Annotated in this window: 10 protein-coding genes and 1 pseudogene; 6 read left to right on the top strand and 5 right to left on the bottom strand. The window is 59.1% G+C overall.

Annotated elements, in window-relative coordinates:
* Positions 1-195: 195 nt before the first annotated feature.
* Positions 196-666: a MucR family transcriptional regulator gene (locus X742_RS143045; RefSeq protein WP_023774909.1), complete on the top strand. Its 471-nt coding sequence runs from the start codon at positions 196-198 to the stop codon at positions 664-666.
* 219 nt (positions 667-885) lie between these two features.
* Here X742_RS143045 and X742_RS143050 read toward each other — a convergent pair whose 3' ends face one another.
* The gene (locus X742_RS143050; RefSeq protein ID WP_023679670.1) at positions 886-1098 is read right to left on the bottom strand and encodes a cold-shock protein; all 213 of its coding nucleotides are present in this window, start codon (positions 1096-1098) and stop codon (positions 886-888) included.
* A gap of 372 nt (positions 1099-1470) precedes the next feature.
* Here X742_RS143050 and X742_RS143055 point away from each other — a divergent pair, with 372 nt between their 5' ends.
* The 5 genes and pseudogenes from X742_RS143055 to X742_RS01000000170760 all read left to right on the top strand — a co-directional run bounded on the left by X742_RS143055 (position 1471) and on the right by X742_RS01000000170760 (position 4991).
* Positions 1471-1698: a hypothetical protein gene (locus X742_RS143055; RefSeq protein WP_245260682.1), complete on the top strand. Its 228-nt coding sequence runs from the start codon at positions 1471-1473 to the stop codon at positions 1696-1698.
* A gap of 934 nt (positions 1699-2632) precedes the next feature.
* Positions 2633-2809 carry a hypothetical protein gene (locus tag X742_RS1000000176135; protein WP_023774907.1) on the top strand — a complete coding sequence of 59 codons (177 nt, stop codon included), beginning with the start codon at positions 2633-2635 and terminating at the stop codon, positions 2807-2809.
* 11 nt (positions 2810-2820) lie between these two features.
* Complete coding sequence (locus X742_RS1000000176130) at positions 2821-2982, top strand: insulinase family protein (protein ID WP_023774906.1); 162 nt, start codon at positions 2821-2823, stop codon at positions 2980-2982.
* Between the two features lie 241 nt (positions 2983-3223).
* Positions 3224-3436 carry a hypothetical protein gene (locus tag X742_RS1000000176800; RefSeq protein ID WP_348524192.1) on the top strand — a complete coding sequence of 71 codons (213 nt, stop codon included), beginning with the start codon at positions 3224-3226 and terminating at the stop codon, positions 3434-3436.
* 71 nt (positions 3437-3507) lie between these two features.
* Positions 3508-4991: pseudogene (locus X742_RS01000000170760) on the top strand (NAD-dependent succinate-semialdehyde dehydrogenase).
* Positions 4992-5780: 789 nt separating this feature from the next.
* Here X742_RS01000000170760 and X742_RS143065 read toward each other — a convergent pair.
* The 4 genes from X742_RS143065 to X742_RS143080 form a co-directional block, all read right to left on the bottom strand.
* Positions 5781-7877 (bottom strand): class I tRNA ligase family protein, encoded by a 2097-nt coding sequence (locus X742_RS143065; RefSeq protein ID WP_023774905.1) that lies wholly within the window; start codon positions 7875-7877, stop codon positions 5781-5783.
* A 335-nt stretch (positions 7878-8212) separates the two neighbouring features.
* A complete protein-coding gene (locus X742_RS143070; RefSeq protein ID WP_023774904.1) occupies positions 8213-8992 on the bottom strand; it encodes a phytanoyl-CoA dioxygenase family protein in 780 nt (259 codons plus the stop codon).
* 89 nt (positions 8993-9081) lie between these two features.
* The gene (locus X742_RS143075) at positions 9082-9384 is read right to left on the bottom strand and encodes a phytanoyl-CoA dioxygenase family protein (RefSeq protein ID WP_023774903.1); all 303 of its coding nucleotides are present in this window, start codon (positions 9382-9384) and stop codon (positions 9082-9084) included.
* 499 nt (positions 9385-9883) lie between these two features.
* Positions 9884-11248 (bottom strand): SidA/IucD/PvdA family monooxygenase, encoded by a 1365-nt coding sequence (locus X742_RS143080; protein ID WP_245275633.1) that lies wholly within the window; start codon positions 11246-11248, stop codon positions 9884-9886.
* Positions 11249-12298 lie beyond the last annotated feature (1050 nt).

Below are 12298 nucleotides of genomic sequence, written 5' to 3'. Positions count from 1 at the left end.
GCCGGGACGCGCCACGCACCACGGCAGGGTCGCCAACAACGAGTGGCTCAGCGGTCACGACGGGAAATATGGCGCATCGATGTCGCTTCTGGACGAGCATTGGCAATAACGCTGTCGAGACATTGTTGCTTTCAGCGGCAACCGGCCCTATGAAGCGACGCTTCGCTGACTATGTTTCACCGCCTGGAGAGTTTCATGACAGAAGAAGCCGGAAAAAACGTCGACCCCCTCATTGAGCTTGCCGCCGATGTCGTGTCGGCCTATGTCTCCAACAATCCGATCCCGGTGGGGGATCTCCCTGCCCTCATCGGCCAAGTGCATGCGGCTCTGACAGCGACGGCCGGAGGTGTCTCTGCGCAAGAGCCGGTTGCCCTTACGCCTGCAGTCCCGATCAGGAAATCGGTGACACCGGACTACATCATCTCCCTTGAGGACGGGAAGAAATTCAAATCGCTAAAGCGCCATCTGTCGACCCACTATGGGCTGACGCCGGATGGATATCGGGCCAAATGGGGCCTGCCCGCGGATTATCCTATGGTCGCGCCGAACTACGCCGCGGCGCGCTCGTCATTGGCCAAGACGATGGGGCTCGGCCGCAAACCGAAGGCGCCGGAAGCGCCGGAGCCTGCGCCGACGAAGCGAACCCGCAAGAAGGTCACGGCTTGATTTCGGCAATCGAGATTCGTTCTGGAGCGTTGCAGCCATCGGCTTAATCTGCGCGTCATATAAAAAGGCGGGGCCAACCCCGCCTTCCTTTCAAACAACTTTGTTTCATGAGGATTTCGCGACGCCTGCAGCAATCTGCTGCCCTCAGTTTTTGCTCGGTCCCATCGAGCGGCCGTGAGGACCTACGTGCCTACTCTTGCCAGGACGCAGGAGAAAATTTCAACCAGCTTTGCTGAGGCTGCCAGCGGAGGACTTGCCAGTGCGGCGATCCTGCTCGATCTCATAGTTGATCTTCTGGCCGTCAGCGAGGGTCGAGAGGCCCGCGCGTTCGACAGCGGAAATGTGGACGAAAACATCCGGACCGCCATTGTCGGGCTGGATAAATCCAAACCCTTTGGTGCTGTTGAACCACTTTACCGTTCCAGTCGGCATATACTTGTTCCTTCTTTTACAATGCAACGGGGGCAGGCCATTAGGCCTGTCCGAGTCATAGCCGAGAGTTGGGCGCAGCAAAAAGCGAAAAATTGTTAAGCCCCGATCAGCTGGCGCACTCCATTGTGGGCGTAGCCGCCAGCAAGCACTGTCCTACACTACCGCTCGAGCGTGGCCGGAAGCGCCCAATTTCTTCCAACGCTCCTCAGCGCCACGTCGATGGCTCGTGTTTAGAGGCGCGGGACGTAAGGCCGACCGCTGCTCGTGCCGCCAGGTCAAAGGCCGGGTAGTTCACGGAGCTGCCTTCGTGCATAACACCTTGGGAGCGCCTTAAGGAGTTTCGAGTTGGATTGTTTCAAGAGGGTCGAGGGGTTGATCGATGCGACCAGCGTGGAAGCGATCGATAGCGCGCGCGTTTTGCTGGACCAGTTCAAGGGCAAGTCAGAAACGATCGCCCAAGCGATTGACGACTTCCTGCTTGATTTCATGACCTTGCTGTTTGTGGTAGAAGCCACCCGCGAGCAGTTCCACAATCCGGCGAGGCGGTTAGCGCGCATCAGATTGAGCAAGGTCAGGCTGTTACTCACGCGATGCTCTTGACCTAAGCGACCACTCCGCCAGGCATGCATTTGCAGCCGAGCGCACCAGGCGGTATTTTACGCACATGAAATCAATCGCGACCGCTAAATTCTGCTGTTTGGTTCCCAGGGACGACGGCAAGCGCGGACAGCTTCCGTGCTGCTGTCCTGCAGCGGCAAATGTGCTGCATGCCCCCATCCAAGGCGAGCTCGACGTTTGTTTCTTACGTTGACCAAGGTCCCGCGAAAACACTCCCCTTCCCGCAGCAACTCATCACGTTCAACGGCCTCGCGGCAGGCCATCACGCCAGAAGAGAGCAACGGCATCGTTTTTCCCGCCCAGTCCTACGGCCTCGTTTTCCGGCGCCTCGCGAATGTCGCCACCCGCCGTTTTTTTTCAGGTCCGTCTTCGCGCGCGAGCTGGGTCCGCGCCCACTTAGCTACGCTGCTCACGCCTCTACCCTTCAGCACCGCCCGGTCTGACTGTCGAGGACATCGGTCCGCTGGAGCGACAACATTTCAATTCTGACCGTCGGTGCAGCGGCCTTCGAAGCGCATCCTGTACCCCTCCCCGGCAGCGCGCCTAATCGTCTTCCGAAGGAAGAAGATATTCTCAGCCGTGCTCGCGTCGCCTTCAGCCCTGTTCAATCGCCCACAATGTCGGATGCGCAACATGGCAGAGCCCGATTTGTCAACAGCCTCCAATGGTTTTCTGATCTGGCACGGTGCATGCAAGGTCGTCCGCAAGACGTCGCCGACCATGGAAAATCCCTCCAATGGCCACCTCCCCAAGAACACCGCCGCAGGTCTCCTGGGTCCATCCGAAGGTGAGGCTCGAGTGAGCCTTGGGCCCATGATTCATCTGGCTCGGCGCTGCCCGCCGATCCTCCCACCGGGAGGCGAAGACGCAGCGCGTTCATTAAAATGAGGAACAAATCACTTTTGCCTCGAACCCTTTGCCTTGCCAAACGCAGCCATCGATCGCGCCCTGGCTGCGCAAGGCATTCACTGCCACCGCCCTGGCCCAGGTGACGACCGCTCCGGCTCTGGCCGCCACCGACGGCGGCAAGATCGCGGATTTCCTGCTCGGCAATGGCATGGAAGGGTCGACATCCCCGATCACCGCGCGCTAATCATCACTCATATGCTCTGGTACAAGGTCGGCAGCGCCGACGAGCCACCTGGCAAATCCGGACTTGCCCATTTCCTTGAGCGTCTGATCTTCAGGGCGACGCCCAACCGCGGCGACAGCGAGTTCGACCGAGCCGTCCCGCAGCGACGGCTACAATACGCCCTCACCGCCTAACTCGCTTTGGGCGAGATGATGGGCTTCGAGGCCGCTAAACGACCATGATACCGAGAGCGAGCGAAACGCGATCCTGGAGGAGCGCCGTTGCCGCAGAGAGACGAACTGCGGGACGGGAAGGTCAACGCGACGTTGCGGCCAATCAGCCCTACCGCATTCCGGTCAACGGCTGGAGGCAGGAGATGGAGAAGCTGAACGGCACCGACGCATTCACGATCTCCAACGAATACCGAACAACGCCGTGCTGGTGGTGGCCGGCGACGCAGAGCCTGAGACGGTGAAGGCGCTGGCAGCGAAGACCTATGGAAAGGTTGCGCGCGGGCCGGACCTGCCACCGCGCAACCGACCGTCGAGCCCGACTAGTAGAACCGCTAGGCGTCTTGTAGCGAATTCAGATATTCTCCCTCCCACTTGGGTACCGTGGTCTGCCAGCTGTATGGCCGAGGCCCCATAAGGAACCTTTACGTCCGGAATACACACCGCACCCGGCTATATACACCTGCTGGGTTGAGGAGGAATCGGATATTGCCCCTGTGCCCGCCGATGATCCGTCACCTGAGATCCCCTGACCTGTTTGGAAGGATTGATCGCCTGCCGGTACTTGGCACGCGGATGAGCGAGCGGACTTTCAAGGTCCTCAACCCGTCGACCGGCGAAGTGCTGGCAGAACTACCCGACATGGATGTCGAGGAGACATGCGTTGCGATCGACAAGGCCTATGTCGCGCAGCCTGGATGGGCAGGGTTTACCGCACGTGAGCGCAGCGACGTTCTATGGCAATGGCATCAGTTGATCATCGACCACGCCGACGATCTCGCTGCAATTCTCACCGCGGAGATGGGCAAGCCGCTTGCCGAGGCCAAGTCGGAGATATCGCATGCTGCGGCGTATCTGCAATGGTACGCCGAGGAGGCAAATCGCGTCTATGGCGAGACGATCTCCGCACCATCGACGGACCGCCGAATGCTGGTGATCAAGCAGCCCATCGGGGTCGTCGGCACGATAACGCCATGGAACTTCCCGGCGTCGATGGTGGCGCGCAAAATCTCGCCAGCCCTGGCGGCGGGCTGCACGATCGTCCTCAAGCCCGCTGAACAGACGCCGCTGGTGGCTGGAGCAATGTTCGCCCTCGCCCATCAGGCAGGCTTTCCTGAAGACGTCGTCAACCTGATCTACGCATCCGAAGGTGACGCGGTCGGCCGCGAACTTTGCACAAATCCCAAGGTCCGCAAGATCAGCTTCACCGGGTCTACTGAGATCGGGCGCTTACTCATGCGCCAGTGCTCGGACCAGATCAAAAAAGTCAGCCTAGAGCTCGGCGGCAATGCACCTTTCATCGTTTTCGATGACGCCGATATCGATGCCGCGGTTGACGGTGCCATCCAGGCGAAGTACCGCAATGCCGGCCAGACCTGCGTTTCAGCGAACCGCCTTTACCTCCAGTCGGGCGTTCACGACGAGTTCGTCGAGAAATTCATTGAACGGGCTCGCCATCTTCAAGTTGGTGACGGTTTCTCGCTCGGAGTGGACATAGGACCCGTCATCGACAAGAAGGCTTTGGCCAAGATTGAATGATTGAATCCCATATTGCCGATGCCGTTGCTAAAGGCGGCGCAATTCGATGCGGGGGCAAACGCATCGGCACGAATGGCACGTTTTTCCAACCAACAGTTCTGACCGGTGTGACCAGCGAGATGACCGTCGAGCAAGAAGAGACATTCGGGCCGCTCGCACCGATTATTCGCTTCAAAGATGCGGATCAGGTCCTGCGTGATGCCAATGAAACGACCTACGGGCTCGCGGCCTATTTTTATGCCTCCAACCTGAAGCGTGTCTGGCGTGTCGCCGAGGCCTTGGAATATGGAATGGTCGGGGTAAATACCGGCCGGATGTCTTCGGAAGCGGCGCCGTTCGGTGGGGTAAAACAGTCCGGCATCGGGCGGGAGGGATCCCGCCATGGCCTCGAGGACTACCTCGAAATGAAATACCTCTGCATGGGCGGCATCTGAAGCATCGGCTTGCAGGGTTCACAGACGGGTTACCTAGCGAGCGATCTCCAAACATGTGAATTGTAGAATCGCTCCTCGATTGGGAACTGAGGGGCGGTCCGCACCCGAGCAAACACGCAATCCTGAGGAGCCCCCTAAAATAGCTGGATGTATCTCTCGACGAGACAAGCGTCTGCATTTTCGGCGAAGACGGTGCGCATGCGACGGAGGATACGCTTGCGATTTGGCGGCCCTCGCCGACTATCCTCAGGCGACGGGCTGTCGTTGCGCGGATCTGGTTGGAAGCTTGTGCACCAAGCCATCGTCAACGCTGATTGAGCAATATCCGGCTTCAGGGGCAGAATTTGGACCTGCTCCATTCCGATATCAGTAGCTCAGCTGTTCTTCGGCTGACTGCCGCGCCGGTACACGCTCGGACCGAATCGAAGGTACCATCACGCGGCATTCGCATCCACATTGGTGATCGGCGCACGGTCCAGGGCGCGCCAGGTTGACCAAGCGGGTCGAACCGAATGACAGCCTTGACCGGCTGGAGGACGGAAATCCGGATGCCGAAGAGGTTGGTTCGGCACGAACAGCAAGGGCTGGGAAGCGATCGGCCGAGCGGTCCTTGAAGGGGCGGGCCAGGGTTGTTTGACGACGCGTTGGTTCAGGTCAGCTAGCTAGTCTCTGCCGTTCAGAGCGGCTTCCCTCGCCAGTGACAGCGAGTCAAGATATTTGGCATCGTCGGCTTTGATTGCCGCGCAGATCTGGTCGAGATGGGGACAGCTCACTGGTGCACCTTTGGGCTCATAGTGTTTCCTCGTCATCGAGGTGAGGATTGCCGGATTTGGCGTAGAACACCAACACGGGTCCGAGATCAAAGCGCGTCCCGGGCGCAAGGCGCTGGACGGACCGGGGCCATGTTTCGGTTGAGGCGCCATCGATGCCTCGCGCCAGCGTTTTGGCGAAGCGGGGCATCAGCGGAGCGAGTGTCGGTGCCAGGATCGCAGCGGCCGTCGTCTGAAGGGCTAGCGAAGTCCGATTGCGGGCAGGATAGAAACGTCGCGCCGCCGCAAAGTCTCGCGCCCCGCGATAGATCACGCAATCGCGCACGAATTCGCAGACCTGAGTGGCCGCGCGTCGAACCGAGAAGCCTTCGTCCGAATAGGCGCGCTCCATGGCAGCGCGATAGATCTCTATGCGAGCAAAGAAGGCGCGGTCGACCGGGCTCCAGTCGCCTGCATCGGGTACACGGCCGGCAAAATCCTGCTTGATTTCCTGGTTCAACGCCTCAAGCCAGTTCAGCCAGATGCTTTGGAACACCTCGTTCTCGGTGCGGCGCAGCGCGTCCAGCGTGAAATCCGTCCGCTCACCTTCCGGGCGTGTCAGGCCCAAATGAAGGCGCACGACGTCGACTGTCTTTGGGCTCAGAACCTCCTTGCCCCAGACCGCATGGCGGCAGCTGGTTGAGAACTTCTTGCCGTCGAGCAGGTAGAACTCGTTGACGTGATAGCGGATGCGTGGCTTCCAGTGGGAGAAGACCTCGGCGTAAAGAGCGGGGTATAGTAGCGCGTGGTAGAACGAATTGTCGAAGCCGAAGAAATGGACAATCTGCCAGTCGTTGCCGGGCATCTCCGCCTTCCAGTCGCGACCCATCGAGCGGCCGAGCGCCTGGATGTTGTAAAGAAAACCGAAGGCCATCTCCGGCCAGACCCAGATCACTTGCCCCGGGAACCCCTCGGCCGGCAGGCCCCAGTCCGAGGGGTGGGTAATGGGCACTGAAAAGTTGCCGCGTTGGCGTAGGCGCGCGAAGAGATCCAAGATCCGTAGCGGGACCCCAGACGCCCTTAGATGCCGGTCGATATTGTCGTAGCATCGGTCCATGGCAAGTTCCGGGCGGCGGACGGAGCCGACCAGCGGCGCCTCGGCAGACTGCCGTGACCGGGCTGCACCCAAGTCGTGGCAAAGGTTTGGTGCGCCGCATTCCTCGCAGATGTTGCCACCGGCGGAGCCGCCGCAATCGGGGCAGAGGCCGCTAACATCCGGTTCGTAAAGATAGTGGCCTGTCACAGCATCGAAAAGCGCAGGGCTCTGGCGCAGATCTACCGCCGTGCTGCTCAGAAGACTGCGGAAACACGCGGCTTGAAACTCGCCGTAACCGTCATCGTCCATTGTGGCTTGGAAGCTGTGGACGTCGCAATCGAGAAGTGCAAGCGTGGCGCAAATCTCGTCGGCGTAGTAGCGCGCCACGTTTGCAGGCGTCGATTGATCGGCATCGGCGCGTGTCGCGACGTAGCTCTGGTAATCGTCGCTTCCGGTCAGGTGATAGGCCTCCACTCCTTTCATGCGCAGGAAACGAGTATAGACATCAGCTCCGAAATAGGGGCCAGAAAGATGCCCCAGATGCAGATCGCCATTTGGCGTTGGCGGCGTGGAGAAGACGAAGATTGGGCCGCGTGGAGCCGTGGTCTTCGCAGCGGCATCAAGGGCGGCCTCGCCGTCTCGCCAGTAGACAGCGACCAAATCCAGGTCTTTGTTTCCGTCATTGCGCAGCACATGCGCTTCAAAAGGGTGGAACAGAACGACATCGCCCGCCTCAACCGAGATTTCCCCCCAGTCGGTGGTGACATTGCCCGATCCTGACAGGATCACGAACGCCTCGATTTCGTCGTGCCGATGGGGCTCGGATGTNACCGAGATTTCCCCCCGGTCGGTGGTGACATTGCCCGATCCTGACAGGATCACGAACGCCTCGATTTCGTCGTGCCGATGGGGCTCGGATGTGACGCCGGGTCCAACCTTTCCGAATGAAAACCCCGTGCGAGTGCTGCCCGTTCCAAGCGTGGCCGTGTCGATACCAAACGCCCGCGACAGTTCCGTTCGAGAAAACGTGTATTTGCGCATGACAACCAACCTAAGCTGTTGAAGCAGTGGGACCTTCGGCTGCCAAGGCAACAGCCTCCCGTGCAATTCGTGGAGAGAAACGGCAGCCCGACCCGTTGGCGGCCCGGCCAGGATAGTGCAGCTCTGGACCGGCAAGCGGGCAACCAAGGGGGGCACTAGTCGGGCTGTAGGCGCACAGAAGACCGCCTGCGACCACCTCCGCAATCCGCGTGCCAAACGTCGTAACGGGCTGCGGTCGATGCTCCGCGAGCCCGCAAATCAGACGTCCATACCGTCCGCGCATTTTTGAGCGGTCGATCAGCTTCGTGTGCATGCCTCCGCCTGGCTGCGAGAGCTCAATCGCGATAGAAGATGCCATTTGGGGGCTTGAGATTGTCGAGATCGGCCACTTTGCCCTCGGGCGGGTTAAGGGCGCGCTTAAGCACGTTATATTCAGCGCGGGTCGGCCCGCCGGTTGAAGCACGCTGGAACACCAAGTAGAGTGTCCGCCGAGAACGATTGCTTTTGTTCGGTCGTGAGTAGTGCGGTGCGTAATCGTCGAAGATGAAGATGTCGCCAGACTTCCATACTACGGGTTCCCAGGAGAACTTTTCGGCAACTTGAGGGTCGATCACCCCACCGGCATCCATGGGAAACACCCCGTTCTTGTGGTTGCCGGGGCTGAAGAAAAGCCCGCCGTTTTCCTCGTCGGAGTCGTCGATGCCTATGGCGACCACCGCATGGACCATCCGGTCCGGGAGTTTGTGTGGAATGTGATAAATGTCCTGATGCGGGAGATAGCCGCCGCTATCGGGGTAGTGGAAAATCAGCAGCTCCTTGAGCCTGCGCGTATCTTCGCCAAGCAACTCCTCGACCGCTGACTTTATGCGCTGATCTTCTAAGAGCAAACGACGTAGTGGATCATGGAAGTCGAGAAAATTCTCCATCTTGGAGGTGATCTTTCGATTGTCCGTCGTCTTCTCGAACCACATGAGCCATTTATCATCGCTGACGGCCCAGCGTGACATATCTTCGACAAAGGTAGAGATATCTTCCTGAGCCGCTGGATCGAAGAACCTTTCGAGCCTGACGTATCCGTCCTTCTGCCACTTTTCTCTTTGTGCATCAGTCAACATGCGAAAAGCCTCCTGTTCGAAAGGTTTGGTTGGACATGCCAATTAGGGCAGTCGGGCGCTGATCAAGTTGCGGGTCCACGGAGACGGACTCACGTGATGAGGGAGGCGATGCTAAGTGCGTTCCACTCCGGCGGATATTGTCCGCAGAAGCTCGGCGCGAGACTGCCTATGTNTGGATCATGGAAGTCGAGAAAATTCTCCATCTTGGAGGTGATCTTTCGATTGTCCGTCGTCTTCTCGAACCACATGAGCCATTTATCATCGCTGACATCCCAGCGTGACATATCTTCGACAAAGGTAGAGATATCTTCCTGAGCCGCTGGAGCGAAGAACCTTTCGAGCCTGACGTATCCGTCCTTCTGCCACTTTTCTCTTTGTGCATCAGTCAACATGCGAAAAGCCTCCTGTTGGAAAGGTTTGGTTGGACATGCCAATTAGGGCGGTCGGGCGCTGATCAAGTTGCGGGTCCGAGACGGACTGACGTGATGAGGGAGGCGATGCTAAGTGCGTTCCGCTCCGGCGGATATTGTCCGCAGAAGCTCGGCGCGAGACTGCCTATGCCAGGCTCAGCCGGGTCCAGGGGTTCCGTAAACTGAGCCGGATCAGTCGCTTCACCCGGTTCAACCACGACACGCATCGCTAAAGGCCAGCACCATCCGCTGACCGCCGACCCAGCCATGGCCGCCATGGCCACGGCTCTCTTCCGAGTGAGCGACCTAGTACGGTCTTGACGACCGTAGGGGAAATGCACACCCCCAGAATAAGGCGATGCGCCGCTTGGTCCAAGGGCTTTTTCGGTCACGATGATTTCGGAGAAGCCTCCGTCCTTCGCCGCAGCGGAGGCGGACATCATTCCTCGGATACCACCGCCGATGATCAAAAGTGTACGAGTCATATCCCGCTGCCCATTTCTTCGGCTGCGGGGGCGGGCCAGCGCTTGATCGAGGTATGGCTGATGAAGCCAGCATGCTCGGGGTTCGCGTATGGCTCGCGCCCAAGAAGGCTATCGAGGATGCGGCGCGCGCGCCAGGCCAGCAGGCTTAGGTTCGGATCGGCCAGGCCGCGCTGCCCGAGGCTCGCGTTTTGTACGAAGATACGTCTGTCACGCGGTCCGTCCCAGCTCACCGAAAAATCCTCGCGAATAGCTAATTCATTGTCGATCTGCTCCAGCCGGTGCGCGATGGGTTCCAAGAAGTCTGGCACCGCGTTCTCGTAACCGGTGGCCAGGATGACGATGTCAGCCGTGACTTCTTCGACCTCGAGCATGCCGTGCTGCAGGGTCAGCCTGTGACCCGCGCCGGCGTTGATGCAGTGCGAGACGGTGCAGCCCGGCCGCAGTGTGATGTCGGATCGGTTTGGCTCGAAAAATGCGTGGCGGTACAGCGCCTGATAAATCGCGCGCAACGTGCTTTCCGAAATGCCGTCCGAGGCAAGCACGAAACGTCGCAGGAGCAGCTTACGCTGCGACTCGCTCATCGCCGCGAAACGATCCGAAAAGCAGGGCATGAACAACTCGTTTGTGAACGGGCTGTTGTCCAGAGGCAGATAGTTTTCGCGCTGCGAGGCCCAAGTGATTGAGGCAGGCCGCCGTTCTTTCGGCAGGCCGACAAGATGCAACATCACCTCGGCTCCCGACTGGCCTCCGCCGACCACGCAGACATGCTTTCTCCGCACCTCAGGGTGGATGTGCAGTAAAACAGATGAGTGGAACAGGTTGCGTCCAATCCAGCCCTGAAATTGAGGCGGAATTTGCGCCTGCTTGCCAATGCCAACCACGACGTTTCTGGCGCCGAGAACCGCGTTATCGGTCCGCACCCGAAACGCGCCGTCAAAGCGGATTTCGTGCACGGTCTCGCCGCCATGGACAAGTGGGTTCCTGTGGAAGGCCCAGTTCAGGTACTGCTCAAACTCAGCTCTGAACACAGCCTCGAACTGTGCGTTCAGGAAGTGGTACAAACGCCCGTTCTCGTGCAGGAAGTTTACGAATGTGTACGCTGATCGCGGATTCACCAGCGTGACCAGATCCTTGAAGTGGCTGACCTGGAGCTCCGAGGAATCGAATGCGATGCCTGGATGCCAGCGGAAGTCGACGTGCCGATCCAGGAACAGTGCCCCTTGCCCAACTTGCTCGTGTATCTGACACGCAAGGCTCAAATTGGACGGCCCAGCACCGACCCCAACGCAAGATAACTCCACTTGCTTTCCTCCTATAGAGTCTTCCCACTGGGCGGCTTGTTCGTGGCGAATATCGGCCATAGCCTTGGGCCCCCTCGCGGACGTTCGAGCCCCGGTCCCGACCGGGTTTGGAGAATTTGTCCTGCGCGCTCGGGTCGAATGTAGACCCGAGCATTCCAGCGCTGTGACAATCGACGGGTCAGGCCGGCGACGTGGGGCAACGACGTATGTCCTTTCCGCCCGCCTGAATGCCCGTGTCGCCATCATGCGAGACGCTTTCCAGGCCCATAAGGTGTTTGAGGCCGGCGCAATCGCCCGCCTCAACCATGACGCGCCGGCCTTTCGGCGGCTTGATGGCAGGCGAGAGCGCGGTTTTTCTGCGGCGACGGCATTTTCGGTGCGCATGATCATGGACGACGTTTCGCTGATGCGTTCGCAGAGTCCCATGCATGGGCCGTGCCAGAGAAGGAAAGTTTTTATTCAACAATAGGTTGGCGGATTTGCGATCCTGTCGGAAATCCGACATTGAGGGGAACGCCTCACGGCGACGCCCGATTTGCACGTCCCTGTCGTCTTTTCCGAATAGCTAGTCGGGCACCTTCTGCACCAGAATACTTCTCTNCGCCCGATTTGCACGTCCCTGTCGTCTTTTCCGAATAGCTAGTCGGGCACCTTCTGCACCAGAATACTTCTCTCATGGAGACCAGCACGAAGTCTTCATGCACCGACAGTGCAGAACCTGGTCTCTGCCGGACAGATCGCGATATGCCTTCTCCCATCGAGGTCGACAGTTGCAAGAGCTGCCAGATCCTTCGCCCCATAGTGCCGTTGCACTGGCTCGATCCCGACATCCTCGGAGGCCGCGATCATGAACAGTGACGCAATCTCATGTCCGCCGCGAGGCCTCTCTCATGGGAAAGCAATTCTCTATGTTGGTGTCGGATCGATGCTCTTGATGAGATGGTTGCGGATGGCCGCATGCCCAGACCTGAGCGCATCAATGATTGTGCGATCTGGGACCTTCACCAACTGGATTATCGAATCTCTGTAAAGATAGCCGGAAGACAATTGCGTCATGACCACTCTGCCGGTTCCAAAAGCATGTGCGGCATTCGGTCCTGCGACTCAATC

The sequence above is a fragment of the Mesorhizobium sp. LNHC229A00 genome (genome assembly GCF_000502415.1).
GTDB lineage: Bacteria > Pseudomonadota > Alphaproteobacteria > Rhizobiales > Rhizobiaceae > Mesorhizobium.
Note: the sequence above shows the minus strand (reverse complement) of the source record. Positions and strands in the feature narration are given on the sequence as shown.

Bases quoted from the DNA above. Each gene is read 5' to 3' on its own strand.
- X742_RS1000000176130 (WP_023774906.1), top strand. From the start codon at position 2,821: ATGCTCTGGTACAAGGTCGGCAGCGCCGACGAGCCACCTGGCAAATCC.
- X742_RS143080 (WP_245275633.1), bottom strand. From the start codon at position 11,248: ATGGCCGATATTCGCCACGAACAAGCCGCCCAGTGGGAAGACTCTATA.
- X742_RS143070 (WP_023774904.1), bottom strand. From the start codon at position 8,992: ATGTTGACTGATGCACAAAGAGAAAAGTGGCAGAAGGACGGATACGTC.
- X742_RS143045 (WP_023774909.1), top strand. From the start codon at position 196: ATGACAGAAGAAGCCGGAAAAAACGTCGACCCCCTCATTGAGCTTGCC.
- X742_RS143050 (WP_023679670.1), bottom strand. From the start codon at position 1,098: ATGCCGACTGGAACGGTAAAGTGGTTCAACAGCACCAAAGGGTTTGGA.